Here is a 25401-nt window from a genome sequence, read left to right on the forward strand (position 1 = left end):
GGCCGGGTACAAAAGGTCACCCGGCGTTCTCAGCGGAGGTGGCGGCGCCCGGAGCAGCGCCCGTGCATGCCCAGGTACACCAGGGCCGCCACGAAGACCAGGATGCCGATGACCAGCAGGTAGAGCATGCCTTCGGCGACAGCGCCGATGATGCCCAGCACCATCGCCACGATGACCAGGATCAAGAAGGCCTTCACGACGTGGACACCTCCTCGGGCGAGTGAGGGCTCAGCGGCGGGCGAGCTGCCGCTCGCCGCCCGCACCGGGCCGGTAGGTGAGGCCGTAGTGCTGGAAGATGGCTGCCTCTTCCTCGGGCAGGACGTCGTCCATGCCGAAGGATCGTCCAGCTGATCCCCGACCGCTGTCTCCAGCGCCGCGACCAGCGCGTCCTCGGCAGTCTCCAGCACCTGCTGGGCCTGGGAGAGCAGCCCGTACCAGTGGACCGCCTGGGTGGCACCGGGATGAGTCTGAGGGGCGGCGGGCACGGCCAGGGTCAGCTCGCTCAGGCCGAGGCCGAACTGGGCCTCGATCCGGGCGGCGAAAAGGCCGAGCACGTCGCCGTCGAAGACGTCGGGGATGTCGGACACGAAGAGGGCTCCTGAAAGAAGGGAACGTACGGGCGGGTCAGTTCAGGCGAGGGCCGTGGTCGAGGGGAGGTCACCGTCGTCGACCCAGCCCGTGATGCCCGAGGCGGTGGTGACGTGCAGCCAGGCGCCGTCGGTGACTGAAGGCGTGAACGGCTCCCCACGCCGCAGCACACCCACGGCCGTGGAGATATCTGCGGCACGGGCGTCGCCGAGGCTATGCGGGCCGGGCTGCGGCGTGCGGTCGGAGCCGGCGGCGGCAACGCCGGGGCCTCCTCGTCCGACCATGCCTCCCACCAATCGACCGCGGCGTCGTATGTCTCGAACACATCTTTCTGTATGGCTACTGATCCGTAGCAGCGTGCTGCTGTCGAATCAGGCCTGGTCGGATGGAGGAGATGGCCGATGGGATTTCGCGACAGGTGTCGTGCCCGCGTGTGGATTTCCACCACTCGGCCTTTGTTGATGGCCGGGCGATGCGCTCGCGGGGGAGGACGCTGGGTACGGCCGAGCGCACGTACTCGGCTATGTGGGTGGTCATGTCCATTGCAGGAACGATCAAGCCCTGTGTCAGGTCCGTTCGCGCCGCCTTCGTGTGGAACGTTGGTGGGCACGAGCCCCGCCGGAAAGGCTGGCGGGAGCTGAAGAACGGAGCGAGCCATGAGCACCAATCTGCCCCCTGGCGTAGTCCAGATCCTCCCTGAGGGTGCGCCGTGTCCGCCCAAGACCCTGGGCCTGTATCGGGACTACAACTGCCAGGGCCCGGGGTACGGGATCGGAGCCGGCTTCAACGTGGAGCTCAGCCAGTTGCCGCTTCCTGGCGGCCGCAGCATGTCCAAGAACGTCTCATCATGGGTGAACCTCACGGACAGCGACGCGAAGCTGATCGGCAAGGGTGAGCGCATCCTGAAGGCCGGCGAGAAGCTCGAGGAGCCGGCGGGCTACAACGACACGGTGGAACGAGTCGCCTGGGTGTAGTAGGGGCGGCCAGCCCGCGCGGGGCGAGCGTGAGACATTGCGCTCGCTTCGCGCCTGGTTCAGCCACGCCCTTTCGAGGTGTTGAGGCTGGCGGGCTCTGGCGCTGATCTTGTGACGTGGTCGGTGTCAGGGCGCAACGCCGCTCCGGTGGCGTGGCCCAGCAGGTGAGCAGACCTGCGGCAAGGTCGGGCCATGCCAGGAACCATCGAAAGAGCCGAGGCGGCCGGCCGTGTCACTCCTCCTCATACGGGAAGCGGGCGAATGGCGCTTCCTCGGCGAAGAAGGTCTTGGCGCGAATTGCGGCTCGCTTATCGTCGAGTACTTGCCCCGGCCGGGAGCCGTTGCCGAGCAGCACGCCGCCGAAGCGCATCCCCATGTATGCGGCAGTGTGGTGCAGGGTGAGCACCAGCGGTTCTGCGACGATCTCCTCTCGATGTGCCATCGCCGTCACGCCCCACAGCGTGCGACCCGCCATCTTCGTCCTGAAACCCGGGTCCGGGGTGCTCAGCCACTTCGACCAGTAGTCGAAGTAGCGCTTGGCGTAAGAAGACAGCGAGTACCAGTACAGCGGCGACGCGATCACGATGTCGGTGGCGGTGAGCGTTGCCTGCCGCAGCAGTTCCTCGTTCTCCTGCTCCGGCCATGGCGCGTCGGCGTGCCGCGCGTCGACGTAGTCGGGCAGCGGCAGTTGTGCCAGGTCCAGCCACCGCTGTTCGGTGTCGCTCGGGAGCTGTTCCGCTGCGGTCCGAGCCAGCTGCTCGGTGTTGCCGTCCGGTCTGGCGCTGGCCAGGAGAAAGAGGAACGAACGGGTCACGTGAGGCTCCAGTTGTCGCTGTCGAATGTGCCACGTCCAACCCCGCCCGACCCCGCGGTATTTCCGGGCGCGGTCAGCGCGTTCATGGCTTCAGTCGCCGCCTCCGAAGCCGGCGGTGACGGTGTCGATGTCGCGGCTCAGTCGGGTGATCAGGGAGTGCAGGGCGGAGCGTGGTCTGCTGGCCGCTGCGGTGCACTGCCGCTACCTCGGCGATTGGGTGGCGACCGAGCACCGGTGGAGCCTGGCCGTCGACCCCGCCGAACGCGAGGCACTCCTGCGGTACGCGGCCGACTGCCCCGACTCCCGCATCCTCTCCCCCCTCGGCCGACTGACCAGCAGCACAGGCAAGACGTACGAGTTCGAAGCGTGCGGCTCCGGGACCCGCAAGACGTTCTCGGTGACCTACGACAGCATCAACAGCGCCCAGGTCACCCTCCGGCTGCGCTGACCCCGCCGCCATAGCGCAGGGCGCCGGGCACGGTCTTGACGACCGCCGCTCCTTCAGCGGCGGTCGTCAAGGCCGGTACGGGCTCCAGCGTCCGAGCCGGGCGAGTTCGCGGCGGGCGGCGGCCTCGGTCAGGCCGAGGGCGGTCGCAGCTTGCGCCGGGGTGGCGTCGTGCTGGGCGGAGCGGGCGACCCAGTACCCCGCCGCGCGGGCGGCGGCCTCCAGCCGGCGGACCGCACGGACCGCGGCGAGGGGCGAGTCGTCGCCGAGCTTGCCGATCTCGGCTTGCAGTTGCTCAAGGAGGTGGGTGACGGACTCGGGGAGCGGGATCGTGGCCGCTTCGACGGCGGTCGTGTGCTCGTCCCACTCCTGGCAGCACGCGTCCGCCTGTTCGTCGGCGGCGTCCTCCAGATCCTGCCTGCCGATCGCGTCCCAGTCCAAGGGGTGTTCGGGGCCGCTCCATCCGCACGAGCAGGTTCCGCGGAGCGCGGCCGCGCGCGGGATGTGCGTGAAGCGGCCGTCGTAGACGGACCAGTGAGATGTCTGGTGGACATCGGGGCCCGAACCGGTGTCGAAGAGCGCGGGCGCGGGGACGGTCCCGTCGGCCAGGAGGACCCCGACCCAGCCCTCGTGGGAGGTCCCGAACTCCTCGGTCGTCCACGTCTCCCTGTCGCCGGCCATAACGCCCCTTCACCGCCTGGCAGGGCCCGCCCGGCCGCGGGCCCGTCTGCCACGACCTTCGCGCACCGGCGTCCTCTGGTCAGGCGAACGGGGGAAATCCGTCCCGAAGGCTGACCACGAAGGAAGGGCCGGCTCGCGCTTCGCGTCCGTGCGCGCGGGCACCGCCCACGGATCGGCGTCGCCTGCCGGCGGCACGACGGCGGGAACAACACTGGTGGCCGGGGCCGGAGCGGCGCCCGCAGCCGCCCCCGGAGCGGGCGCCGGAGCCGTCCCTGGAGCGGGGACGGGAATGGGGGCGGAAGTGGGGGCGGGGATCTGAGGGTCGGCTGGCCGCGCGGCTGGGGCGTGCGCCGGGGCGGCGGCCGGGGCAGGCGCGGAGGCCTTGGCGACGGGCGTCTTGGCGGTGGGGCGGGTGTGTGGGCGGTGGCCGCGATGACAGGTGTCAGCAAGGTCAGAGGGCACGCGCGGGCTCCGGCGGCAGGGGACCAATGCACCGCCGCTCGATGGGTCGCGCCCACCCTCGTGGTACGTCCCCGGCCCGCACAGGAACCTGAGCCCGACCCCCATGGCAGCACTATGGCCCAGGGAGGCCGATCTGCTGCTGACCAACCCCGACGTTCCGTCCACGCGCCGTCGCGCGGGACCATGAACAGCGGACGCGATCGGAGGGCCTCTCCGACCGGTTGCGCGCGCATGACGATCCCGGGATCATCCGGTGCCGCGTAGCCCTCGGCTGTGATGCGGAACTGCACGTCATTCGCCTCGGCGTACGCGATTGTGTCGCTCTCCGGTTCCGCCATGTCCCTCCCGACCAGGGGGAGTCCGTCGTAGGTGACCTGGGGGCCGTGCACGGCGTCGGCAGCGATGCAGAACAGTCCCACGGCATGGCTCACATATGCCGTGATCGCAGGCGGTGAAGGAGACACCCCGCGACAATGGATTTCGACCTTCCAGGTAGGCGAGAAGCTCGCGTGAGGCCGTGCACACTCGGCGACCTTCATCGGGCCGAGTACCTCAGCCGCCTCAATAAGACACCTGAGATTCACCGGCCCGTCAGGGCACGAAGACGCGGCGTCGCCTCCGTGCCACGGCCAGTTCCGCGGCGGCACGGCGGGCGGATGCCGCGTGCAGGGAGGAGTTCCAGGCCAGCGCGACGCGTTCGGCGCGCGCGTACGCGTCGGCCGCCGCCTCCTCCTCGCCGAGCAGGCGGTACAGGTCCCCCAGCGGGTGGGCGAGCGGCCGCGTGGCGTAGGCCGCGCCCGCCGCGCCCCCGAACTGGTCCTGGAGCGGCAGCAGATGCCCTGCCAACAGGCCGGCCGTGGTGGTGTCCCCGCACAGGACGGCCAGTTCGCTGCGGTAGTCCAGTTCGATGCCGTACAGGTGGTCCGTCACCGGCAAGGCCGGGAACCGGATCTCGCGGGCCTCGTCCAGCCGGCCCTGGCGGGCCAGGAGGAGGGCGTGCGCCACGGCCACCGGCTCGCCGACCGCCTCGTGCACCTCGCGGACGCTGCGCTCGATGTCCGCCGTCCGCCCCTGGGTGAACCGGATCGTCCACAGGCCCAGCGTGCGAGGACCGTTCGCGTGGTGCGCGCCCACCCGCCGGAACAGCTCTTCGGCCTGGGCGTAACGCTCTTCCGCCTCGGTGAACCGTCCCTCGACGGCGGCGAGCATGGCCCGGGTGGTGGCGTTGATGCCGCGCGCCCAGAGCATGCCGTACCGGTCGGCGAGGTGCAGCCCCTCCCCCGTGTGACGGCGGACGCCCGCCGGGTCGTTGCGGGTGGCGGCCGTCATGGCGTCCAGGTGCTCGCACACCCACCGGTACGCGGGCAGGTCGTGCTCGGCGGCGAGCAGGCGCAGCCGGGCGACGAGGGGGTCCCGCCCCCCGGCCTGCCGTTCGTGCGGCGGCAGCTTGGCCGAGGTCATCAGGGCGGAGGCCAGCAGCCGGGGCTCCCCTGAGGAGTCGGCGAGCGCCAGCTGCGCGTCGGCCGCCTCACGGGCGCGCGCGGCGTCCTCGCCGGCCACCGCGTCCGCCAGCACCTGGAGCACCCGGGCCCGGGTCGCCTCGTCCAGCGCCCGGTCCCCGGCGAGCCGCTCCAGCCGGGCCAGCGCCGTCCGGTCGAAGAGCCCTTCCAGCCGGGTGCGCCAGGGCGAGGGCTCGGTCCACGCTCCGTAGACCGCGGCGACCAGGTCGTCACGGTTGGCCCGTACCGCCAGGTCCGCGGCCCGCTGCCGAGTGTGGCGCGCCGCGTCGGTGGCGCCGGCGCGGACCTGGGCGCCGAGCAGGCGCACCAGCAGGGCGATGCTCGCGTCGGGGTCGGCGTACGGGTCGGCGGTGGCCGCCGCGTGCACGTCGAGTGCCTGCGCGAGCAGCCCGACGGCCACGTCGTGCGCGTACCGGCGTTCCGCCTGCTCGGCCGCGCGCAGGGCGTAGTCCACGGCGAGCGGGGCGTTCACGGACCGGCCGGAGCGGGCGAAGTGGTGGGCCAGCGCCGCCAGGTCGTCGGGGCGGTGGCGGCGCAGGACCGCGGCGACGCGGTCGTGCAGCCGGGCGCGGCGCACGCCGGTCAGGTCGGTGTAGACGGTGTCGCGTACCAGGGCGTGCACGAAGCCGACCCGGCCCGGGCCCGGCTCCGTGAGCAGGTCGGCGGCGAGCGCGGCGTCGAGCCCTTCGAGGACCGATTCCTCGTCGGTGTCGGCCGCCTCCACCAGCAGCGCCACGTCCGTGTCCGCGCCCATGACGGCCACCAGGCGCAGGGCGGCGAGCGCGGCGTCGGGCAGCAGGGCCAGCCGCCGGCGCAGGACGTCCCGGACGCCCTGGGGGACCTCGGACAGGGCGACCAGGGCGCCTTCGCTGTCCAGGAGACGGGCGCTCTCCCACACGTAGAACGGGTTGCCGCCGGTGCGCGCGGCGATCGCGGCCACGGTGTCCGGCGAAGCGGGGGTGCGGCAGACCGCGGCGACGACGGTGGCGACGGCGTCGGCCGGAAGCCCGCCCAGCGCGATCCGGTGCGGGGTCCGAGGGGCGAGCTGGGCGAGGGTCTTCGCCAGCCGGTCGCCGGCCTCCGCCGGGCGGTAGCAGCCGACGGTGAGGAGCGGCACGCCGGTGACCGCGGCGGCTGCCTCCAGCAGTGCCAGCGTCTCCCCGTCGGCCCGGTGCAGGTCCTCCAGGAACACGGCGAGCGGCCTGCCGTCGGCCGCGGCGGAGAGCCAGGCGGCGAACGCCCGGTGCATGCGGAAGCGGCCGGCCGTGGCCTCGTCCCGGGTGGCGGCGGGTGCCGCGTCCGGTTCGTGCAGCAGGACCGCCAGTTCGGCCGGGGCGGCGGGTGCCTGGCGGGCCAGTGCGCCGAGTGCCTCGACCCAGGCCCAGGCCGGGGGCGCCCCTTCGTATTCGGGGCAGCGTCCGACCACCACCGTCCAGCCGTCACCGGCCAGCCGGTCGGCGAACCGGGCGAGGAAGGCCGACTTCCCGGCCCCCGCCTCTCCGGTGACCAGCATCAGCCCTCCGCCCGCACGCGCGGCGCGGGCGGCGGCCTCGGCGGTGCGCAATTCCCGGGCCCGCCCGAGGAACGGCCGCGCGGCCTCGGCCCCGGCCGTCCCCGGCGGCGGCGTCCGGACCTCGGCAGCAGCTACGGGCACACCGGCCGCGTGCGACTCGTCGAGGCCGCCGGACGGGTCGGTGCCCGGTGACGTTCCGGCGCGCAGGACGTCCAGGCGCTGCTCCAGGAGGGCTTGCTCGACACCGGTCAGGACGGGCGACGGATCGCAGCCCAGCTCCTCCCGTAGCACGGCCCGCGCGCGGCGCAGCACGGCCAGCGCTTCCGCCTGGCGCCCGCAGGCCCAGTGCGCGAGCGCGAGCAGCCGCCATCCCTCCTCGCGCAGCGGCTCCGCCTCGACGAGGGCGGCGGCCGCCCGCGCGGCCTCGGCCGGGGGCCCGGCGCGCAAGTCGGCCGCGACGGCAAGCTCGCGGGCGTCCGCCAACAGGGCGGTCAGCCGGGCTGCTTCGGGTGCGGCCCATTCCTCGTCGGCGTGTTCCTGGAAGGCCGGGCCCCGCCACCAGGACAGCGCCTCGGCCAGCAGCTCCCGGGAGCGGGGGGCGGCGGCCCGCCGGGCCTGCTCCAGCCGGGATTCGAAGTGCCAGGCGTCCACGGCCTCGTCCGGCAGCCGGAGGGCGTATCCCGGCGCACAGGTGACGAGCACACCGGCGGGGGCGCGCGGCGGCCGCTCCGGTTCCAGGAGGCGGCGCAGGTTGGACACGTAGGCGTGCAGGGAGGCGGTGGCCTTCGCGGGCGGAGTGCCGCGCCACAGATCCTCGGCGAGCCGGTCGACCGAGACCACCGCGCCCCGGGCGGCGAGCAGCCCGGCGAGCACGGCCCGCTGCCGGGGGGCTCCCAGGGGGACGGGCCTGCCTTCCGACTCGGCTTCCAGGGGGCCCAGCACTCGTATGCGCAACACGTCGGCGAATGTACCGGAGATGACTGGAACGATCACTGGACGACGGGTAAACGTACCTGCTCAGAGGGTGTTTGAGGGAGGGACGGAACGTCGGGGCGGCAGCGTCGGAGGCACGGACTCCGCGTGCCCGCCAAGCCATAGCCAAGTGGGGGCGCAGTGAACGCCAAGCGGCGCTCGGCACGCTGCTCCCGCCCGTTCCGCCATCGATCACCCGGAGCATTCGAGCGTGTCTCACAGCAGCACCCCCAGCCCCTCCCCCGGGCGCCCGTACACCCACGAGATGGTCGTCGTGCACCGCGTCTTCCGGCGCGAGTCGGCCCTGCTTCCCCGCTTGGTGCGGGCCGTACCCGAAGGCGCGACGGAGCGGGCCGCGATCGTCGGCGCGCACCTGGCCGAGTACGTCACCGGGCTGCACCACCACCACACCGTCGAGGACGAGACGATCTGGCCGCTGCTGCGCGGGCGGGCCGAGGCGGTCGCCGAGGGCACGGACATCGTCGTGCGCATGGAGGAGCAGCACGCTCGGATCGACCGGAGCCTGGCCGAGGTCACCGACCGAGCGCCCGCCTGGCAGCGGAGCCCCGGCCGGGCGGCTGCCGAGGAGCTCGCAGGGGCTCTGGAGGAGCACCGGTGCGCTCTCCTGGAGCACCTCGACGACGAGGAGCGGCTGGTCCTGCCCCTGGTCGAGGAGCACCTGTCGGTCGCCGAGTGGGACGCGGTGGGCCGCCGGGGCATGGAGACGGTTCCCAAGGACAAGCTCCTGCTGGCCCTCGGCGCTCTCCTCGAGGACACGGACCCGCAGGAGCGGGCCTACTTCCTGGACAGGGCACCCCTGATCGGCCGCCTGATGTGGCGGGCCTTCGGCCGGCGCCAGTACGCCGCCGCCTGCCGCACCCTGCGCGCCCCGCTCGACGGTGGGGCAGCCCGGTGAGCGTCCTCGCCTCGGCGCCGCTCGACGTCCTGGACGCCTACCGCACCTGCGAGTTCGCCACCCTGGGCAAGGACGGCACCCCGGCTGCCTGGCCGACGGCGGTGAAGCGCAGGCCGGACGGCACGCTGCTGCTGACCACCTCCCTCGCGTTCGCGCAGAAGGCGTTCAACATCCGCCGGGACGGCAGGGTCGCCCTGCTCTTCTCCGATCCGACGGGCAGCGGGCTCGACCCCGCCCCGCAGATCGCCGTCAGCGGCCGTGCCGCGTGCCCCGACGAGATCATGACGGGGTCCCAGGGAGCCGAGGACTACTGGAGCATGCTGTTCGTACGCCAGCCGCACAGCCGGGGGTACGTCCGGGCCCCGATGCGGCCGCTGATGGACTGGTACTACCTGCGGCTGCTGATCACCGTCGAGCCGGAGCGCGTGGACGTCCGGCCGCCCCTTGCGGAACTGGCGGTGCCGACGGCGCAGGCCTCCGCGGCCGGTGCCGCACTGCCGGGCGCCGCCCGGCTGGGCAGCTTCCCGACGGCCGTCCTGGCCGCCCGGGATGCGGCCGGCGCGCCCGTGCTGGCCAGAACCCGGACCGTCGCGGGACCTGCCGGGTACCGGATCGTCATACCGTCCCACTGCGCCGTCGTACCGGGCCCGGCCTCCCTCCTGGTGCACCGGCACGACGCATTGCTGAACCGTATGTACAACGCCCTCGTGCGGGGCGAACTGCGGTGGTCGGCGGGGGAGCTCGTACTGGTGCCGTCGCAGGTGGTGGAGCCCATGGGCTCGGGCTCGGCCCGCGACGCGGTGACGGTCCTGCGACGGGCCAGGCGCTCCACCGACCGCTATCTGGAACGCCGGGCACTGCCCAGGCCGAAGGTGCGCTGGGACCTGTTCCGGGACTTGGCCCGGCCGCACCGCGGATGACGGCGCCCGCTAGCCCACCCCCTACCCCTCTTGGAGAACTCATGCTCGACCGCTTCCCTCCCGCCCGCCGGACGCTCGGCGTACTCGTCGCAGCCTGCGCCGCCTTCACCCTCGCGGCGGGACCGGCGAGGGCCAACCCCGTCCCCAACCAGCGCTGGAGCCGCACCGACCGCAATCCCGACCTGATCGTAGGGGAACGGTTCAACGGCGGACCGGCCCTGTGCCTCGACGTGACCGACTGGCAGACCCACAACGGCGCGGGCGTGCAGATCTGGGACTGCCACCCGGCCGCCAACCAGACGTGGGTGTGGAACATCAAGCAGTGACCGGCGGAAACGCCTGATCCGATCGCACGCGTTCGACCGCTGACGGAAGATCGCGATTCGTCTCAACTCAGCGCCATGCGGCCACAAGGCACGCATCAGACGCAGGCGCTGAGTTGAGAAGAACAACTGGCCGGCCCCGGCCGTTCAAGGCATTCGCGATTCTCGGCACGGTGACGGCCCTGTGGTCCGCCGAGGTGTCGGCCGCGCCAGCCACGCAGGTGGCTCCCGCCGGACCCCCGACGGCCACGCGCCATGTGCAGCCCCGTCCTGCAGTCGGGGCGATGGCAGCCTGCTTCCGCCCGTCGATGCCGATCGGGCGGAGTGCCTGATGCCTCCGACCACACGCCGCGCCGCACCGCCCGCCCCGGGAGCACCACACCGGCCCACATCCCGGGCAGCGTCACGGCCGACGTGCCGCGCTGAGGTGTTGGCCAGCGCTGCCGGTGCCGCTGCTGGTGCGCGGACAGTCCCCCGGCAGCTCGACCGTCACCGCCCACCGGCGCCCACCCGCTCAGGCCGCGCAGGGACGGGGTGACGCCGCCCATACTCGGTGTCCCCTGCCCTGTGCACACCCCGATGCCCCCTGCCTCGGGCACACCCCCTGCCGGAGCCGCCCCGCCCAGCACACCGCACGACGGCACCACGGTGTGTGACACAAAGAGCACAGGTGCAGCTCACGGCCGAGATAGTGGATCGCCGGGACACCTCCGCTCGCGCGGAGAGCTTTGGGCGAAGGCGTCGACATCCGGTCCGTGGACAGCGTGGCCCTGATCGACCCCAAGGGCTGAGCCGTTGACATCGTCCAGGCCATCGGCCGAGCCCTGCGGCAAAAGCCCGGGGAAGGCAAGATGGCGTGGACAGCAAAGGCGGAATGTCATGTCTGACCAGGTGGAGTCGACGGAGCAGGACCGGTTGGAACGGCTGCGGGGCCTGTTGTCGGGGTCGCGTGCGCAGGGCCGGCTGGGGCGGGTGCTGGGGTAGGGCGGCGAGTACGGCAACCTGCTGCTGGGCGTGATGCTGCACGGCGCCGACCGGGTGCGGCAGGGCAAGACCCCGACCGATCTGGAACAGCTGCTGCTGAACGCGCTGGGAACGGTCGTCTCCGATCCGGAAGCCAGGCTGTGGGGCCAGACCTACCGTCAGCTCGTTGAAGCGCAGGGCCGGCTGACCACGATCCCCGAGGTTGTCACGAGCCGTTCGGTGGACCGGGGCTATGCGATGGCGGACCTGCGCCAGGACATGCGCCACGTCGTCGCCGGGGCGATGGCCTGTCCGAACGTGCAGATCGTGGACCCGTTCGCGGTGGCGGCCGGCCAGCCGGAGGACCCGGCGTTCATCGCCGCGATGCGGGACACCGGATTCGCGGTGACCGCCTACTCCGTACCTCCCCAGCCCGCGCCGGCCGCCGCGACCGTCGACGAGGACGGCGGCGGGCAGGCCCAGGCGGCGCCGGGCGAGGCAGGCGGTGAGCAGGAGCTCTCCGCGCCTGTGGCGTTCCGGGTGAAGCTCGAGCTGGAGAGCTTCTACGTGCAGCGCGCCGTCGGGGACGCAGGCGGCGGCAAGGACGAGATCTACTGGACGGCCGCCACATCCACCGGCAAGGACGGCACCGGCGCCGGCACGTACTTCTCGCAGAAGTTCGGCTCGGTCGAGAAGGACGAAACGTACCGTTTCGATGCCGGTAAGAAGGTGCTTTTCGAGGGGTCCTCCAAGGGATTCCTGGGGACTTCGATCCAGGTCTGGGAGGCCCACCAGAGCGACGACCGATGGTGGAACGAGCTGAAGAAGGCGCTCAACACCGCGGTCGACCTCATCGACGACGCGATGACGATCGTGGACGGCTTCATGGGCATGGTCCCCATGTGGGCGTCGATCGCCTTCGAGATCAGCAAGATGTTCCTCTACATCATCGACGTGTTCCGCAACTGCGACGACCTGTCCTGCGACCGCACCATCGGGCTGAACCAGCAGGACCTGGCCGTGCTCTCCCACCTCGGCAACACCGACTGGCACTTCAACGGAGACGGCCACCACATCCTGAAGGTGAAGTACACCGGTGACGGGGTCCCCTTCCCGCAAGGCACCGTGGAATGCGCCGTGCGCACCGACGGCGCGTGGGGAGTGCCGGTCCCCCTGGGCTGGAAGAGCATCACACCCCCGGCGATCGCCTCCTACAACGGCACGCTCGCCTGGAGGAACAGGGCTGGAGGCAGCCCCAGCAGATCGGCAGCGACAAGAGCTACTTCGCTCCCGCCCTGGCAGCCGCTCACGGCAAGCTGTACTACGCCGTCACCGGCACCAACAAAACACTGTGGCGACGCACCTTCAACGGCAGTTCCTGGAGCACGGCAGTGAAGTTCGAGGGACACACACCCGTCTGCGCCCCCTCCCTGGCGCAGTTCCAGGACTGGGTCTGGCTCACCGAGATCGGCGCCGACCGAAGGCCCTACCTGAACCTCACCGACGGCCCCCGCTGGCGCGACGTCCTCGAGGACAACCTGAAATGGACCGTCGACAACCCCGTCGCGATGGCCCCCCACGGCGGCTAGACGAACCGACCGCAGCCTCCAACGACAACAAGCTATATGTGATGTACCGCCGCTGACCCACCAGCCTCTCCCGCTGCCGCGCCTCGCCCCGCTTTTGATGTGTCTGGCAGCCGCCCCGACGCGCTTGGAAGGGGGGGTGGAGCGGGAGCGGGCGGCGGAAGCGGAGACACGGAGGCCGTCGGGGACCGGGTCGCCGGGCAGGGCGCAAGTCACCGTTTCGGCTCAGCGGCCGTGACGGGGTCGCTGCCCGGGCGGTTATGGGCTGCGTCGTCCGTGCTGTCTTCCCAGGAATCATTAGTTCAAGGAGATTGTGATGTCCCGTATCGCCAAGGCCGTAGCCCTTACCGCCGCCGCTGGCGCCGTCCTGGCAGGCGGGGTCGGCACGGCCGCCGCCGACGCCACCGCCGAAGGCGCCGCCATCGGCTCCCCCGGCGTCCTGTCCGGCAACGTCGTCCAGGTCCCCATCCACATCCCCGTCAACATCTGCGGCAACACCGTCAACATCGTCGGCATCCTCAACCCCGCCTTCGGCAACGTCTGCATCAACGACGGCGGCCTCAAGGACGGCCACTACAAGGGCCAGCAGCACGGCGAATACTGACCAACACCCGGCCCTGGACCCGGCACACTTCGCGCCGTCACCCCAGACCGCCGAGTGAACCAGCAGCAGCGCACAGCCCGGTACCGATCGGCCTCCCGCACGTCGTCCAAGGGCAGGCCGGCTCCCGTATCGGGCTGTGCGCTGCAGTTCCCGCGATGAAAACGAAACGGCTCCGCCCTTACCCCTCAATCACCGGGAGCAGACAGGAAGGCGCCACGCTTCGAATGACGCTCCCTGCCCGCTGAGCAGACGCCGTGGAGTGCGGCTCGCCGTGAGGCGTACGCGAAGAGACGACGGTCTGGGCGGTCCGCGTCGCGAGAGCGCACCCCTCCGGTGGGCGGCGGGCGGGGGGGCACGGGCGGCCGGCTCAGGCCATGCCGTCCAGCAGGAGCGCCATCACGCCCACCAGCGTCGCGCTGCTGACGATCTCCCGGCGGGCGATCATGCCGGGGATGTCGGCCAGCGGGATCCATTCCACCCGGTCCGACTCGTTGCGTTCGGTCGGCTCACCGACGCGCCGGGCGTCGTCCGTGCGGAACACAAAGTGCCGCGCGTCGGTGATCCCGGCCGCCGGCTCCGCGTAGATCAGCTCCCGCAGGCCCTGCGGCCGCCACCCCGTTTCCTCCTCCAGCTCCCGGCCGGCGGCGGTGGCGGGGCTCTCGCCGTCCTCGACCAGCCCCATCGGCAACTCCCACGCCCAGGTGTCCGTGACGAAGCGGTGGCGCCACATCATCAGCACCCGCTGCCGCTCGTCGACCGCCGCCGTCACGGCCAGGTCCCGCAGCCGTACGACGTGGTAGTCGACCCGCGCGCCGTCCGGCTGCTCCACGTCCAGCGAACGCAACCGCACCCAGGGCGTGTCGTGCACCGTGCGCTCGCCGTGGATGGTCCATCGCATGTCGTCGTACCTGCTCTCGAAGAGGGATGGCGCGGCCAAGTGGTCCCGCGGCACCAGCCTTTCACGGGCCGGGCCCGTCGGCTGATCTTGTCCGGTCTCCGAGAATCCGCCCCTGCGGTGGCGCGGTTGGAAGGGTCCGTACGCCCAGCCGACGCGGCATCAGGCGTCAGGCATCAGGCATCAGGCATCAGGCATCAGGCTCGGGCTCCCGCGACAGGTCCGCCGCGCGTGCCCGCTCGGCCGCGTATCCGCCCGCCACCCGGCCGGTTGGGCCCTTCACAAGGTCACCCACCCGCACATGAAGGCGGATCCATGACGACCAGCTCGATCGCCTCCGCCCCCTCGGCCCGAGCCTCGTCGCGGCGGCGTTCGTCACCGCACGCTTCTCCAGTCTCGTCTACTCTGCGGCCTCGCCTGCGCCGGCGGGCAGCAGCTGCTCGTCGAGGTCGCGATGCACCGCCCGCACGCGGAGCTCATCGCGGTGGTCCATGTACACAGGCGTGACCGGACGCCGGCGCCTTCCTCCGGACTGTTCCTGACTGGTTCGCCCTGGACCGGACCGCCGGCCAGGCGACCGCCCTGCAGCCGGCCTGCGAGAAGGACACCTTGCCGGCCCGGCTCAGGGGCTGGCTGGAGCGCCCCGGCGTCCCCGTGCTGGGTCGTCCGCGGGTTCGGCAGCCAGAGCTACGTCCAGGTCGTGCGCGAGCGGCCCGGGATGAGCGGCTGGCCGTGCTGCCGCGTCGACCGCCGCTCGGACGCCGTGTATTGGTCACGGCGATGTGTGGCCTCCACAGCAAGGCCCTGTCCGGCGCACGTTTGCCGCCCAGACTCCCTGAGAGTCTTTGATCACGTCGAGGGTGACAGCCTCGGTCGCCACCAGAGTGCGCACACGACAACAGAGCTGGATGGCTGAGGGGTACACAACGGCGTCCGGTTCGCCGTCGCCCCATGCGATGACACCAACTCCCGCCTTCGGATCGAACCACTTCACAGTCCCCCTGGGCACAACGCTCCCCTCTCACAAGAACAGATGTGAGCCAGGACTACTGGCCAGAGCCTTGCGGTTCGCGCAAGCGACACTTCCCCCCAATCGAGCGAACGTCGCTCCCACCGGGAAGTACGAGGCCAATGCGCCTCCGAGACCGGTAGCGGGCCGCCTCCGGCGGGACCACTGCCGGAATCAATCCAGCTGTTGGAGAGCCACAAGGATCAAGGACTCAGACCCGCGATCTTGAAAACAAGTCAAGCCGAGCGACACTGAAGTCAGACTGAACGCAGCGCCTGGTAGGGGGATTCAAGGCCGCAATCAACGCGCTTGCGTTGTCGACCACTGACAGCGAGCGGGCCCGGACTGGTGTGGAGGGCGGCCCGGTAGTACTACCGCTCCCGCCACCGTCCGAGGCAGGCGGTCCGGATGTCGTATCGGTCAGGGCAGAGCTTGTAAGCCACACGCCGGAATCAGGTCACCGATTCGGCCCAGTGCCCGTAACGGCCCGGCGGTTCGGGCGGTTGTGGGGTGCGTCGTCCGAGCTGGGTTCCCCGGCAAGTCGTGAGCTCAAGGAGAATTTCGATGTTCCGTATCGCCAAGGCCGCAGCCGCTACCGCCGCCGCCGGTGTCGTCCTGGCAGGCGGGGCCGGCATCGCCGCCGCCGACGCCACCGCCGAAGGCGCCGCCATCGGCTCCCCCGGCGTCCTGTCCGGCAACGTCGTCCAGGTCCCCATCCACATCCCCGTCAACATCTGCGGCAACACCGTCAACATCGTCGGCATCCTCAACCCCGCCTTCGGCAACGTCTGCATCAACGACGGCGGGCACAAGGACGGCCACTACAAGGGCCAGGAGCACGGCGACAACTGACACCACCCGGCCCTGGACCCGGCGCACTTCGCGCCGCCAGACCACCGTGTGAACCAGCCGCAGCACACAGCCCGGCACCGGAATCGCCCTCCATCCTCCAAGGGGAGGCAGATGCGTGCCGGGCTGTGCGCTGCAGTCTTCGGGTATACGGAATCGGCTCCGCCGTGAGCACAAGCGACCCGTCCTACCGATCACGGAGCCGTTCCGCACTGATGGTGCCGTGGGGTGCTGTTGGGGCCGCAGCCCTCGTAGCCGCCTCCGTCCCGGCGGCCTCCCCCCACGGGTCCTCACCAGGAGCCGCTCTCGGCCGGCTTCTTACGGACACTGGTCGGGGTCAGCGGCGGTACATCACGTACAGCTTGTTGTTGTAGGAAGCCGCAGCCGGCTCGTCCGGCATGGTCGGCGGGGTGGTGGTGTTGATGTTGTGGTAGCCGCTCCAGGCGTTGTTGCTGTGGGTCGCCGCGAGAAGTGCACCGTTGACGGCACGGAAGAACATCCACAGTTTGCCGCCGGGGTCGGCCAGGGCTACGCCGTGGGCCCCCATGATGAGGTGGCCTCGTCGAAGGCACGGGTGTACAGCTTGGAGTCGGTGCCGGTGACGGCGTAGTGGAGCTTGCCGGTGGCTACTCCCAGGGCGGGGGCCCGGTGGCTGTAGTCTCCCCCGACCTGCGCAGGCTTGCGCCACGTCCCGTTTTCCAGGCGCGACCACAGCACCGCGCCGTCCGACTGCACGAACGAGGCATACAGCTGGCCCTTGTACGAGCACAGGGCGGGCGGTGTGATGCTCTCCCACGGCAGCGCGATCGGCGCACCCCAGCTCTCCCCGGTGCGGACGGCGTATTCCAGGGTGCCGGAGGGGAAGGGCACCTTGTCACCGGTGTACTTCACCTTCAGCACGTGATGGCCGCCACCGTCGAAGTGCCAGTTCGCGCTGGAGCGGTGGGACAGGATCGCCAGGTCGGTCCGGTCCAGCACGATCGCCCGCTCACAGAACAGATCATCGTCGTTGCGCAGATGCTCCAGCAAAATGATGCCCATCAGGTTGAGCTCACCCAGCCGGCCGACCAGGCCGGCTCCCGGCATCTGGGTGAGGAGCCCCCATGTGATCGTGTCGAAGAGGTACTCGGCCATCTTCTGCAGATACAGGTGCAGCGCGTCGTACCAGGCACTGGTGCTCTGGTCGGCCTCCCAGCACGACAGGGAAAGCACGACCGCCTTGTCCACCGAGCCCTCGAACACAGTCCGGTTCGACGCGCTGAAGGCGCGGGTCTGCCCGGTCTTCACCGCCCCGAACTCCTCCGACCGGTAGGCCCTCCCCCGGGTCTTGTCGCTGGAGGCCGTCGAGCACCAGTAGATCTCGTCCCTGCCGCCGAACTGGTCGCCCACCGCCCGCTGGACGTAGAAGTTCTCCAAGTCCAGCTTGCAGCTGAACGGCTGCGGCGCGTCGGCCTCCCTGCGCTGCCCGTCGAAGACGGTGACACCGAAGCCGTACTCACGCATGCCCGCAAGGAACTCAGGACTGTCGACGGATCCCCCCGCCGCCACCACCTCGCGGTCCGCCAACGCCGTGTTCGGCTGCGCCAGGTGCTCGGCGTTGACGGCCGCGAAGCCCGCCCTCAGGTCGTCGAAGCTGAAGCCGGAGGTCGCCGGCCGGGCGGTGATGGCATCCGGGACCACGTCCAAGGTCCCCAGCTTCCGGACCGACTCCCGGTAGACCCGGCCCCAGTCCCCGATCTCCGTATCCGACATCGCGGTACGCATCAGTCCCAGCAGGTCCTGCTCCAGATCGGTCGCCGTCTTACCCTGCCGCAGCCGGTCCGCCGCATGCAGCATCGCACCGAACAGCGCACCACCCTTGTCGTACCGCCCCAGGATCCGCGCCGCACGCGTATCGCGCCGCGTACCAGCAACAGACCCTGAAGCCGCTCCAGACGCTGCTCCGGAGTCGTGTCCCCACCAGCCATGTACTTCCCACCCCTCTGCTTGCCAGACCCAGGACGGGCCGGACCAAGCGGGGACAATACGCACCTGTGAGTACCTCGAGCGGTCATCACACGGCGGTTCTACCCGCCGCCCCCACAACGGCGACAGGGCCCGAAGCGGCAGTCCCCCGGGCCGTCCCAGTAGTTGCACGTGGTGATTTCCTCGTCCCACACGGTGTATTCACCGCCGAAACGGCACCGCACGCACGGGCTACCGGGGGTCGTGTGGGCTGGTCGGCCCCGCAGCGGCAGCGCAGGCCGCCGCGGACGTGTGCCGATCGTCCGCACCCAGGAGGGCTACTTCTCGAACCCGAACGACCCGCGGAAGTTCGTCCGGTGTGTGGACTTCGAGGGCAGCCCTGGGATGAAGCCCAGCAGGAAGGGCTGGCTGTCTTCCCCGGGCGGAGCTCACCCGGCTGGCACGAAGGCTTCACGGGCGGCTCCTGTACGAGGTGTTCCAGGACGAGCTGCTGCTGGAGACCGAGCCGATCCTGTCCGCCCGTGGCGGATCTGCCGGGGGCAGAGCAACGGCGTCCGGGGGGTTGCCGAGGTCGAGAGTGGAGTCGACGGCATCCCGCCCTCGACAAGGAGAAGAGATGATTCCCCTCACCATGCTCGCGCCCCGCGCGGAGGAGGGCGTCACACCGCCCGGCCATTTCGACGACCACCTCGCGGCAAGACTGCTCGACCAGCGGATCATCTTCCTCGGCACCCAGGTCGACGAGGTGTCGGCCAACCGGGTGTGCGCGCAGCTGCTGCTGCTGTCGGCGCAGGACCCGCGCTCCGACATCAGCCTGTACGTCAACAGCCCGGGCGGGTCGGTCACCGCGGGGCTCGCCATCTACGACACGATGCGGCTCATCCCGAACGACGTCTCGACGCTGGCGATGGGCTTCGCCGCCAGCATGGGCCAGTTCCTGCTCACCGTGGGGACGCCCGGCAAGCGGTTCGCGCTGCCGAACGCGCGGATCATGATGCACCAGCCCTCGGCGGGAATCGGCGGCACCGCCGCGGACATCGAGATCCAGGCGGAGAACCTCCAGTTCACCAAGAAGGCCGTCGAGCGGATCACCGCCCAGCACACCGGGCAGAGCGAGGAGACGATCGCGCGGGACGGCGACCGGGACCGCTGGTTCACGGCCGAACAGGCCAGGGAGTACGGGATGGTGGACCGGGTGGTGGATTCGCTCGCTGACATCCGCCCGGCCACGCCGCGCCGACGGACGGGGCTGTGACATGGGGTCGTACACGGTTCCCTACGTGATCGAGCGGACCGCGCAGGGCGAACGGTCCTACGACGTCTTCAGCCGGCTGCTGAACGAGCGGATCATCTTCCTCGGCACCGAGATCGACGACGGGGTCGCCAACGTGGTCATCGCGCAGCTCCTTCACCTGGAGTCGGCGAGCCCGGAGCAGGAGATCTCGATCTACCTCAACTCGCCTGGCGGATCGTTCACTTCGCTGATGGCGATCTACGACACGATGACCTTCGTGCAGGCGCCGATCTCCACCTTCGGCGTCGGTCAGGCGGCGTCGACGGCGGCGGTGCTGCTGGCGGGCGGAGATCCCGGGCGACGGTTCGTGCTGCGGCACGCTCGGGTGCTGCTCGGCCAGCCGGCCAGCGGCGGCCGGCAGGGGACCGTCTCCGACCTCAGCCTCGCGGCCAAGGAGATGGTCCGCATCCGCTCGCAGGTGGAGGAGGTCCTGTCCTGGCACACACAGCACGACGTGGCGACGCTGCGCGCGGACATGGACCGGGAGAAGGTGTTCACCGCCGAGGAGGCCGTGGCCTACGGGCTTGCCGACGAGGTGCTGAGCCGACGGTTCGCGTTCGTCTGAGCCCGCGCGGCCGTGGCCGAGGGCCGGCGAGCCGGCCGGTACGGCGGGGGCGCGCCCCCGCCGTGCCAGCCGTGGGCCCGGTCCGGTCAGGCGGCGAGGCAGAAGCCGTCGTACTGCGCCGTGGGTGATGTGCGGCCCCGGCCCACCCGGCTCCGGGCGTGCCGGGCCAGCTCGTCACCGGCGAGCAGCAGCAGGTCGGCGAGGCCGAGCCCGAGGGCCTGGGCGGCGGCCGCGAGCACCTCGGAGGATGCCTCCTTGCGTCCGCGCTCCACCTCCGACAGGTACGGCATAGAGATCCGGGCCGCCTCCGAGACGTCCTTCAGCGTGCGCTCCTGGGCGAGCCGCTCGCGCCGCAGCACGTCGCCGACGAGGTCACGCCACAGAGGCTCCCTCGGCGCGCGTGGCTGTGGACCCCCCACGGGTCTCCGCGGGGCGCCGGCCGCCCCGCCGGAAACAGGCGACGGGGCCTGCGGGCGCAGGGAGATGACGCGGGACTCGTTCGACGTATGAGTGCTCACCCCCTCACCCTAAGGATTTGGGGCACGGGGGGAAGGGAGTGGCCTTCTGCCCTGGGTGAAGCCGCGCCGGATCCTGATCCGCCTTCTGCCGGTTCGAACGAGCCGTCACCGCCACCAGAGACGTCTCCTGGCCCAGGTCGTTCGCGTACGCCTCCCGACGCGCCGCCGACCACGCCGACGCCCCAGCTGGCGGGGAGCGTCATTCGAACCGTGCGGTATTCCCAGCTCCGGAGCACCTGCTAGGCCAAGGCGGGGGCGTCAGGGCGGTCGCGGCGCCACTCGTAGCGCCATGCCGCGTCGAGGTAGCGCTCCTCTTCCAGGGAACCGCGCTGCGGCGGGCCGAGAACGCGTGCTGCTTCCACGCAGCGTTCGTCGTTGTGGAGGGCGAGTCCGTAGACGGCCACCAAGGGTTGTCTGACAAATGATCATCTGGCTGGTTCGCGGAGCCGGAGGATCAGGGCGGCCAGGACGACTCCGGCGCGGTAGCGGCCGGGGAGCTTGTCGAACCTGGTCGCGATCGCACGGAACTGCTTGAGGCGGGCGAAGCATCGTTCGACCACGTTGCGGTCGCGGTAGAGGACCCGGTCGAAGGCGGGTGGCCGGCCGCCAAGGCGCCCTCGGCGCCGGCGGTTGGCGGCCTGGTGGCGGCGTTCGGGGATCGTGGCGGCGATGGCCCGGCGCCGCAGCAGGTGCCCTCTTCGGGCGCTACGGCAACGCGTGCGTGGACGACCAGGTCAACCGGAACCTGGCCACCGGCAAGCTGTCGGCGCGGAACCGGACCTGCGTCAAGCAGGCGGGGTTGCGGCCCGCGGTACACGTTCCGAGTGCGCGGGCCAACAGCATTCTGCGGCTATTCGTCATGATCTTGGCGAACACCGACTTGAGGTGGTCCTGCACCGTGTGCTCGGAGACGACCATCTGGCGGGCCACCGTGTGGCTGTCCCACCCTTCACCAGCTGGCTGTCACGGCGGCCCCAAGGCCTCCGTCGGCCGGTCCGCCGCCACCCCGGCGTCGATCGGACCCCGCAGCGCCGCCCCTACCGCCTCCGGGTCGGCGGCCTCCACCACCGCCCGCGACCACCGACCCGGCCCGGCATCTGTCGGCGGGACCAGGCCCGAGCCGACCGCCCACCGGCAAGGGACTGCACACGGTGGCGTTCAGCCCCGACGGGCACATCGTCGCCGACGGCAACATCCATGGCGACGTTCGGCTGCGGGCCACCGACCCTCACGAGGTCATCGCGGACTTCTCCGCCGACGAATCCGACAACAGCACCGCAGCCTTCACCGCGGACGGCTCCGCACTGGTGACAGCGTGGATGAAGGATCCGCCGAGCGTGTCGACCAGGCCAGTGACGTTGCGGGAACTCACCCCTGCCGCGCGGGCCAGTTCGCCGATACTCAGCCCCTGGTCCGTGGCCGTACTCAGTCGTGCGAGGACGTCGAGCGCCCCCGCGCTGAGCCCACATCCCTCCGCGCCGTGCGACCGCAGCCGGTCGACCGCCTGCGAGGCAGACCGGACGGCTGAGGCCGTCTCGAGCGCGAGGGTGTCGCCTCCCGCCGTGAACGCCTCCATGGAGTCGTCTACTCCCCTCTGCGAGGGATGCGAGTCAGGGCAGGGTGAGGATGCGGGGGCCGTCCTCGGTGATGGCGATGGTGTGTTCGATGTGGGCGGCTCGGCTGCCGTCGGTCGTGCGCAGGGTCCATCCGTCGGGATCGGTGTGGTAGTCGTTGCGTCCTCCGGCCATGAGCATGGGTTCGATGGCGAGAGCGAGGCCGTGGCGCAGGGGGAAGCCGCGGCCGGGGCGTCCGTGGTTGGGGACGTGGGGGTCTTCGTGCATCTGGCGCCCGATGCCGTGGCCGCCGAAACCGGTCGGCATGCCGCAAGCGGCCTTGCGAGCGACCGTGCTGATGGCATGGGAGATGTCTCCGATGCGGTGGCCGACGGTGGCGGCGGCGATCCCGGCGTCCAGGGCCTGCTGGGTGGCGGCGATGAGTTCCAGGTCGGCGCGGCGAGGGGTGCCGACGGTGAAGCTGATCGCGGCGTCGCCGGTCCAGCCGTCGAGTTCGGCTCCGCAGTCGATGCTGACCAGGTCGCCGTCGCGCAGGCGGTAGTCGTCGGGGATGCCGTGCACGACGGCGTCGTTGACGGAGGCGCAGATCACTGCGGGGAAGGGGACGGGCGCGAAGGAGGGCTGGTAGCCCAGGAACGGAGAGCGTGCCCCGGCCGTGGTCAGAACGGTGCGGGCGGCTTCGTCGAGTTCGCGCAGGCGAACTCCCACGGCTGCCGCTTCGCGGACGGCTGCGAGTGCGTGGGCGACGACGCGTCCGGCTTCTCGCATCGTCTCCAGTGCCGTGTCGGTCTTGATCTCCACCATGTTCAGGACTCCCCGCGATGCGACGCCACCCAATACTTATACCGGTATTAGTATCACGGGTATGGTGAGAGTTCCTTTGAGTCCGCAGGAGCGGCAGCGCGGAGAGCGCTTCGGGGCCCTGCTCCGCCAGGCCCGCGGTGACCGCAGCATGGTGGACGTGGCGGCAGCGGCCGGGGTGTCCGCGGAGACGCTTCGCAAGATCGAGACCGGCCGGGCCCCGACTCCGGCCTTCTTCACCGTGGCGGCCCTGGCCTATGCGCTGGACCTGTCGCTGGATGACCTGGCCGCTGCCTGCGCGGAGGAGGATGCCGACCGCGGCGGGCAGGCCATGTCGGCATGAACGTCAGGCACGCGCCATCCAGCCGAGAGGGCGGATGGCTCTGAGGTAGCACTGGAACGTCGGCCTTCGCCGCATGACACCAGATCGCTGATCCCGTCTCGGCACGGTGCGGACTCTCAGGTCGACCCCCGAAGGACTTTGAGGGTCGACCACTGAGAACCCGGCGTCTTGTCGAACATAGTCGTTTGAGTTTCCACTGGTGGGAGTGGGTTCGGTGCGGTGCGGTAGGGATGCGGCGTCGTGTTTGTCGTTGATCGTGTGGGGTGGTTGATGGCGTCGGCGCTGGGTCTGCTGGAGGCGAGGTAGCCGGCTGCGCGGGAGGAGATGGAGCGGCTGCGGGAGGAGGCCGATCGGATTCTGGTCGAGCTCGGTGAGGCAGAAGCCGTTTCCGTGCTGGTGGCCGGGGCAGCCGGCGGTCCGATGCGGGCCAGGGATCTGACCGTGGCCCTGGGCGGTGAAGCGGTGCCCGCGAGGATCGAGTGTGTTCGGTCGATGGCGAAGCGGCTGGTGCCCCGGAGGTGTGCGGTAGCCGCAGAGGGGGTTGTTCACTGCGGCTACCGGTTCAGTGGCGGAGCAGGCCGCCGAGCAAGTGCGGACGCCGACGGGCGAGGCGGCATCCCATGACAACGGGGTTGGACGGGCGGACGCGGACACGGAAGACTGCGACAACAGGGTCTCCTGCTGCTCGGTTGGATTCGGTCGTCGGTGACGTCGTCGATGGCGAGGCGGACGATGCGGCTGACAGGTTGCGCGTGGAGGAGAACGAGCGCGGCGGCGACCCGGGCCCGCAGGAGACAGGAGTCGTCGTTACCGCCGCTTCGTCCGTGGGCCGCCCAGACCGGGCGGTCCGTGGCGGCCGGCCGGACGAATTACCACCGGCTGTTCGTCGACTTCGCGGACGAACAGGTGGCCCAGCGGGCGGGGTCTTCGACGGTCACGCGGGTCTCCTGCCTCTTTGTGCCTGCCCGCCTGTGCACACCGCCGCGCGATGCAGGCCCGAGAGTCACACCCAGGTGTAGTTGTCGTCGGTGACGGCTTCGAGGGCGGCGTCGGTGACGGCGGCGCGGGGGTCGGGGAGGGCGGCGAGGGCCGGGCCGATGGGCGGGAAGATCGGCAGCTTGGCGGTCTTGCGGTAGTCGAGCCACTCGATGACGCCGGTCTCACAGCTGCCGTCGGGCAGTTCGTCCTGTTCGGTCTCGGCGAGGGTGGCGCGCAGTTCGGGGCTGATGTGGAAGCGGTAGATCAGGTGGAGCTTGCGGGGCGGCGGGGTGGGCCCGGGGCGGGTGACACGCTGGTCGACGACCCACATCAGGTCGCCGCCTTCGGCCTGGTCGATGTCGAGGTGGAGTTCCTCGGCGAGTTCGCGAGCGAGCGCGGTGTTGAGGCTTTCGCCGTGTTCGACGTTGCCGCCGGGCGGGGTGTAGTGGGTGGAGTCGGCGCGGTCGCGGCGGATGAGGGCGATGGCGTCGCCGCAGAACACCAGTGCCCCCGCCCGGATCTTGATCCGGGAGAACGGGGCCGCGGAGGGGCTTTCGGATGCGCTGGTCATGGCGGCCAGTATCGAGGCCGCACCGACGGCCCGGGCGGGTCTTACCCCTCTTTCACCCGCCCTCCCGGGCGCCGGTCGTTCAGGCCGCGGGCAGACCGGGCAGGCCGGGCAGGCCGGGCAGGCCGGGCAGCGAGAACGCGGCGCGGCCCTCCGCCATGCTGGTGGGCTCGATGAAGCCGTCCGACAGGGGCAGCACGTGCCGGGGCAGGCAGCACCCGGTGGCGCGCATGAGCGGGCAGAGGTGGCAGGGGCCGGGTTCCCCGTCCGGCACCGCGAAGCCGGAGGACGGCGGCTGCGGTGTGTGGCCCGGTAGGAAGCCCCCGTGCCGGAGTGCCGGCCGGGGGCGTCGCCAGGGCGAGGGTCAGCAGGTGTGGGAAGGATGGCCCTTCTCGATCTGTTCGGGGCTGGCCCAAGACAGGATCGGGTAGCCGAGGGCCTTGAGGGTGGTGCGCGCTTCGGCCACGTACTGAGTCGGGTTGTCGGGGAAGGCCTGCCCGGCGGCGGCGGTGGCGACTTCCACGACGTAGTAGAGGTGGGAGCCGACGAGTGTGTACCAGACGTAGGGCAGGCCGCGGGCGCTGTCGGCGGGTTCGAGGCTCGTGGCGGCGGCCTCCACCTGGTCGCGCGTGAGGGTGTACGTCTTACCGCGGTGGGCGAACGGAGCAGTGCGGGGCATGTTGGTGTCCTTCGGGGCGTGATGCTGGGGGCCCATCCGTTGATTGCCGGAGGGCCTGCGGAGGTGTCCGGTGGCGGGCACG

27 protein-coding genes and 5 pseudogenes are annotated in these 25401 nt (G+C 71.0%); 13 read left to right on the forward strand and 19 right to left on the reverse strand.

Translation table 11 applies throughout. The features are described 5' to 3' along the window. Window positions 1-228: 228 nt before the first annotated feature. Window positions 229-339, reverse strand: a pseudogene (locus BX286_RS37250) (PRC-barrel domain containing protein); the annotation flags it as partial. 290 nt (window positions 340-629) lie between these two features. Continuing rightward, on the reverse strand, window positions 630-872 hold the full coding sequence (locus BX286_RS35975) for an SH3 domain-containing protein (protein WP_123995181.1): 243 nt from the start codon (window positions 870-872) through the stop codon (window positions 630-632). A gap of 372 nt (window positions 873-1244) precedes the next feature. On the opposite strand from BX286_RS35975, the gene BX286_RS35980 reads away from it, so the two are divergent. After that, window positions 1245-1562, forward strand: coding sequence for a hypothetical protein (locus BX286_RS35980; RefSeq protein WP_123995182.1), 318 nt, complete (start codon window positions 1245-1247; stop codon window positions 1560-1562). A gap of 232 nt (window positions 1563-1794) precedes the next feature. Here the strand turns inward: BX286_RS35980 and BX286_RS01125 are convergent, their stop codons facing one another. Further along, complete coding sequence (locus tag BX286_RS01125) at window positions 1795-2376, reverse strand: flavodoxin family protein (RefSeq protein WP_079431357.1); 582 nt, start codon at window positions 2374-2376, stop codon at window positions 1795-1797. 127 nt (window positions 2377-2503) lie between these two features. Here BX286_RS01125 and BX286_RS36310 point away from each other — a divergent pair, with 127 nt between their 5' ends. Then, a complete protein-coding gene (locus tag BX286_RS36310) occupies window positions 2504-2824 on the forward strand; it encodes a hypothetical protein (protein ID WP_185117133.1) in 321 nt (106 codons plus the stop codon). Between the two features lie 66 nt (window positions 2825-2890). Here the strand turns inward: BX286_RS36310 and BX286_RS01135 are convergent, their stop codons facing one another. Beyond that, a complete protein-coding gene (locus tag BX286_RS01135) occupies window positions 2891-3502 on the reverse strand; it encodes a hypothetical protein (protein ID WP_121014333.1) in 612 nt (203 codons plus the stop codon). 1053 nt (window positions 3503-4555) lie between these two features. Beyond that, window positions 4556-7954 (reverse strand): BTAD domain-containing putative transcriptional regulator, encoded by a 3399-nt coding sequence (locus tag BX286_RS01145; protein ID WP_187344055.1) that lies wholly within the window; start codon window positions 7952-7954, stop codon window positions 4556-4558. A 226-nt stretch (window positions 7955-8180) separates the two neighbouring features. Between BX286_RS01145 and BX286_RS01150 the strand changes: the two genes are divergently transcribed. The 7 genes and pseudogenes from BX286_RS01150 (at window position 8181) to BX286_RS01175 (ending at window position 13281) form a co-directional block, all read left to right on the forward strand. Continuing rightward, window positions 8181-8885: a hemerythrin domain-containing protein gene (locus tag BX286_RS01150; RefSeq protein ID WP_237293232.1), complete on the forward strand. Its 705-nt coding sequence runs from the start codon at window positions 8181-8183 to the stop codon at window positions 8883-8885. Beyond that, entirely contained in the window at window positions 8882-9805 is a 924-nt protein-coding gene (locus BX286_RS01155) for a pyridoxamine 5'-phosphate oxidase family protein (RefSeq protein ID WP_121014335.1), read from the forward strand. Before BX286_RS01150 ends, BX286_RS01155 begins: the two co-directional genes overlap by 4 nt. A gap of 41 nt (window positions 9806-9846) precedes the next feature. Continuing rightward, the gene (locus BX286_RS01160) at window positions 9847-10131 is read left to right on the forward strand and encodes an RICIN domain-containing protein (protein ID WP_121014336.1); all 285 of its coding nucleotides are present in this window, start codon (window positions 9847-9849) and stop codon (window positions 10129-10131) included. A gap of 719 nt (window positions 10132-10850) precedes the next feature. Continuing rightward, window positions 10851-10985: pseudogene (locus tag BX286_RS37995) on the forward strand (helicase-related protein); the annotation flags it as partial. Between the two features lie 157 nt (window positions 10986-11142). Further along, entirely contained in the window at window positions 11143-12486 is a 1344-nt protein-coding gene (locus BX286_RS36315; RefSeq protein WP_187344056.1) for a hypothetical protein, read from the forward strand. Next, entirely contained in the window at window positions 12483-12680 is a 198-nt protein-coding gene (locus tag BX286_RS01170; RefSeq protein ID WP_121014337.1) for a hypothetical protein, read from the forward strand. Before BX286_RS36315 ends, BX286_RS01170 begins: the two co-directional genes overlap by 4 nt. Window positions 12681-12993: 313 nt before the next feature. Further along, window positions 12994-13281: a chaplin gene (locus BX286_RS01175; RefSeq protein WP_079431351.1), complete on the forward strand. Its 288-nt coding sequence runs from the start codon at window positions 12994-12996 to the stop codon at window positions 13279-13281. Between the two features lie 367 nt (window positions 13282-13648). Here BX286_RS01175 and BX286_RS01180 read toward each other — a convergent pair whose 3' ends face one another. Both BX286_RS01180 and BX286_RS38000 read right to left on the reverse strand, forming a co-directional pair. Further along, the gene (locus tag BX286_RS01180; RefSeq protein WP_079431350.1) at window positions 13649-14179 is read right to left on the reverse strand and encodes an NUDIX hydrolase; all 531 of its coding nucleotides are present in this window, start codon (window positions 14177-14179) and stop codon (window positions 13649-13651) included. A gap of 769 nt (window positions 14180-14948) precedes the next feature. After that, window positions 14949-15185, reverse strand: coding sequence for a cold shock domain-containing protein (locus BX286_RS38000; protein WP_121014338.1), 237 nt, complete (start codon window positions 15183-15185; stop codon window positions 14949-14951). Between the two features lie 564 nt (window positions 15186-15749). Between BX286_RS38000 and BX286_RS01190 the strand changes: the two genes are divergently transcribed. Further along, entirely contained in the window at window positions 15750-16037 is a 288-nt protein-coding gene (locus tag BX286_RS01190; protein ID WP_100862066.1) for a chaplin, read from the forward strand. A 334-nt stretch (window positions 16038-16371) separates the two neighbouring features. On the opposite strand, the gene BX286_RS01195 is transcribed toward BX286_RS01190, so the two are convergent. Continuing rightward, on the reverse strand, window positions 16372-16581 hold the full coding sequence (locus BX286_RS01195; RefSeq protein ID WP_079431347.1) for a hypothetical protein: 210 nt from the start codon (window positions 16579-16581) through the stop codon (window positions 16372-16374). Then, complete coding sequence (locus tag BX286_RS01200) at window positions 16563-17870, reverse strand: hypothetical protein (RefSeq protein WP_121014339.1); 1308 nt, start codon at window positions 17868-17870, stop codon at window positions 16563-16565. The genes BX286_RS01195 and BX286_RS01200 overlap by 19 nt, the downstream gene beginning before the upstream one ends. A gap of 745 nt (window positions 17871-18615) precedes the next feature. Here BX286_RS01200 and BX286_RS01205 point away from each other — a divergent pair. Next, window positions 18616-19254, forward strand: a complete 639-nt coding sequence (locus BX286_RS01205) for a ClpP family protease (RefSeq protein WP_121014340.1) — start codon at window positions 18616-18618, stop codon at window positions 19252-19254. Between the two features lies 1 nt (window position 19255). Then, complete coding sequence (locus BX286_RS01210) at window positions 19256-19858, forward strand: ClpP family protease (RefSeq protein WP_121014341.1); 603 nt, start codon at window positions 19256-19258, stop codon at window positions 19856-19858. An 86-nt stretch (window positions 19859-19944) separates the two neighbouring features. Here the strand turns inward: BX286_RS01210 and BX286_RS01215 are convergent, their stop codons facing one another. The 7 genes and pseudogenes from BX286_RS01215 to map all read right to left on the reverse strand — a co-directional run bounded on the left by BX286_RS01215 (window position 19945) and on the right by map (window position 22754). Next, window positions 19945-20376 carry a RodZ family helix-turn-helix domain-containing protein gene (locus BX286_RS01215; RefSeq protein WP_079431341.1) on the reverse strand — a complete coding sequence of 144 codons (432 nt, stop codon included), beginning with the start codon at window positions 20374-20376 and terminating at the stop codon, window positions 19945-19947. 52 nt (window positions 20377-20428) lie between these two features. Next, window positions 20429-20563 (reverse strand): annotated as a pseudogene (locus BX286_RS37255) (HNH endonuclease); the annotation flags it as partial. 52 nt (window positions 20564-20615) lie between these two features. Then, window positions 20616-20780, reverse strand: a complete 165-nt coding sequence (locus BX286_RS36320; protein ID WP_159402142.1) for a hypothetical protein — start codon at window positions 20778-20780, stop codon at window positions 20616-20618. A gap of 24 nt (window positions 20781-20804) precedes the next feature. Next, window positions 20805-21107: pseudogene (locus tag BX286_RS37260) on the reverse strand (IS5/IS1182 family transposase); the annotation flags it as partial. Further along, window positions 21082-21315, reverse strand: a pseudogene (locus BX286_RS38005) (hypothetical protein); the annotation flags it as partial. The pseudogenes BX286_RS38005 and BX286_RS37260, both read right to left, overlap by 26 nt. Before the next feature lie 289 nt (window positions 21316-21604). Then, window positions 21605-21952 (reverse strand): hypothetical protein, encoded by a 348-nt coding sequence (locus BX286_RS01240; RefSeq protein ID WP_187344058.1) that lies wholly within the window; start codon window positions 21950-21952, stop codon window positions 21605-21607. Window positions 21953-21986: 34 nt separating this feature from the next. Continuing rightward, window positions 21987-22754, reverse strand: a complete 768-nt coding sequence (gene map, locus BX286_RS01245; protein ID WP_079431339.1) for a type I methionyl aminopeptidase — start codon at window positions 22752-22754, stop codon at window positions 21987-21989. Between the two features lie 61 nt (window positions 22755-22815). Between map and BX286_RS01250 the strand changes: the two genes are divergently transcribed. Beyond that, on the forward strand, window positions 22816-23094 hold the full coding sequence (locus tag BX286_RS01250) for a helix-turn-helix domain-containing protein (protein ID WP_079431338.1): 279 nt from the start codon (window positions 22816-22818) through the stop codon (window positions 23092-23094). Window positions 23095-24097: 1003 nt separating this feature from the next. Here the strand turns inward: BX286_RS01250 and BX286_RS01260 are convergent. From BX286_RS01260 to BX286_RS01265, 3 genes are all read right to left on the reverse strand, one after another. Next, window positions 24098-24643 (reverse strand): NUDIX domain-containing protein, encoded by a 546-nt coding sequence (locus tag BX286_RS01260; RefSeq protein WP_121014342.1) that lies wholly within the window; start codon window positions 24641-24643, stop codon window positions 24098-24100. Between the two features lie 79 nt (window positions 24644-24722). Continuing rightward, window positions 24723-24872 (reverse strand): hypothetical protein, encoded by a 150-nt coding sequence (locus BX286_RS36325; protein ID WP_187344059.1) that lies wholly within the window; start codon window positions 24870-24872, stop codon window positions 24723-24725. A 132-nt stretch (window positions 24873-25004) separates the two neighbouring features. Beyond that, window positions 25005-25319 (reverse strand): hypothetical protein, encoded by a 315-nt coding sequence (locus BX286_RS01265; RefSeq protein WP_121014343.1) that lies wholly within the window; start codon window positions 25317-25319, stop codon window positions 25005-25007. Between the last annotated feature and the right edge of the window lie 82 nt (window positions 25320-25401).

The organism is Streptomyces sp. 3211.6 (assembly GCF_003634815.1).
In the GTDB taxonomy this organism is placed as follows: domain Bacteria; phylum Actinomycetota; class Actinomycetes; order Streptomycetales; family Streptomycetaceae; genus Streptomyces; species Streptomyces katrae_A.

What these genes read in the sequence shown, in the direction of transcription:
- BX286_RS35975 (WP_123995181.1), bottom strand. Translation starts at nt 872, where the DNA reads ATGGTCGGACGAGGAGGCCCCGGCGTTGCCGCCGCCGGCTCCGACCGC.
- BX286_RS35980 (WP_123995182.1), top strand. Translation starts at nt 1,245, where the DNA reads ATGAGCACCAATCTGCCCCCTGGCGTAGTCCAGATCCTCCCTGAGGGT.
- BX286_RS36310 (WP_185117133.1), top strand. Translation starts at nt 2,504, where the DNA reads ATGTCGCGGCTCAGTCGGGTGATCAGGGAGTGCAGGGCGGAGCGTGGT.
- BX286_RS01135 (WP_121014333.1), bottom strand. Translation starts at nt 3,502, where the DNA reads ATGGCCGGCGACAGGGAGACGTGGACGACCGAGGAGTTCGGGACCTCC.
- BX286_RS01160 (WP_121014336.1), top strand. Translation starts at nt 9,847, where the DNA reads ATGCTCGACCGCTTCCCTCCCGCCCGCCGGACGCTCGGCGTACTCGTC.
- BX286_RS01175 (WP_079431351.1), top strand. Translation starts at nt 12,994, where the DNA reads ATGTCCCGTATCGCCAAGGCCGTAGCCCTTACCGCCGCCGCTGGCGCC.
- BX286_RS01180 (WP_079431350.1), bottom strand. Translation starts at nt 14,179, where the DNA reads ATGCGATGGACCATCCACGGCGAGCGCACGGTGCACGACACGCCCTGG.
- BX286_RS01190 (WP_100862066.1), top strand. Translation starts at nt 15,750, where the DNA reads ATGTTCCGTATCGCCAAGGCCGCAGCCGCTACCGCCGCCGCCGGTGTC.
- BX286_RS01195 (WP_079431347.1), bottom strand. Translation starts at nt 16,581, where the DNA reads ATGGGGGCCCACGGCGTAGCCCTGGCCGACCCCGGCGGCAAACTGTGG.
- BX286_RS01200 (WP_121014339.1), bottom strand. Translation starts at nt 17,870, where the DNA reads ATGCTGCATGCGGCGGACCGGCTGCGGCAGGGTAAGACGGCGACCGAT.
- BX286_RS01205 (WP_121014340.1), top strand. Translation starts at nt 18,616, where the DNA reads ATGATTCCCCTCACCATGCTCGCGCCCCGCGCGGAGGAGGGCGTCACA.
- BX286_RS01210 (WP_121014341.1), top strand. Translation starts at nt 19,256, where the DNA reads ATGGGGTCGTACACGGTTCCCTACGTGATCGAGCGGACCGCGCAGGGC.
- BX286_RS01240 (WP_187344058.1), bottom strand. Translation starts at nt 21,952, where the DNA reads ATGGAGGCGTTCACGGCGGGAGGCGACACCCTCGCGCTCGAGACGGCC.
- map (WP_079431339.1), bottom strand. Translation starts at nt 22,754, where the DNA reads ATGGTGGAGATCAAGACCGACACGGCACTGGAGACGATGCGAGAAGCC.
- BX286_RS01250 (WP_079431338.1), top strand. Translation starts at nt 22,816, where the DNA reads ATGGTGAGAGTTCCTTTGAGTCCGCAGGAGCGGCAGCGCGGAGAGCGC.
- BX286_RS01260 (WP_121014342.1), bottom strand. Translation starts at nt 24,643, where the DNA reads ATGACCAGCGCATCCGAAAGCCCCTCCGCGGCCCCGTTCTCCCGGATC.
- BX286_RS36325 (WP_187344059.1), bottom strand. Translation starts at nt 24,872, where the DNA reads ATGCGCGCCACCGGGTGCTGCCTGCCCCGGCACGTGCTGCCCCTGTCG.
- BX286_RS01265 (WP_121014343.1), bottom strand. Translation starts at nt 25,319, where the DNA reads ATGCCCCGCACTGCTCCGTTCGCCCACCGCGGTAAGACGTACACCCTC.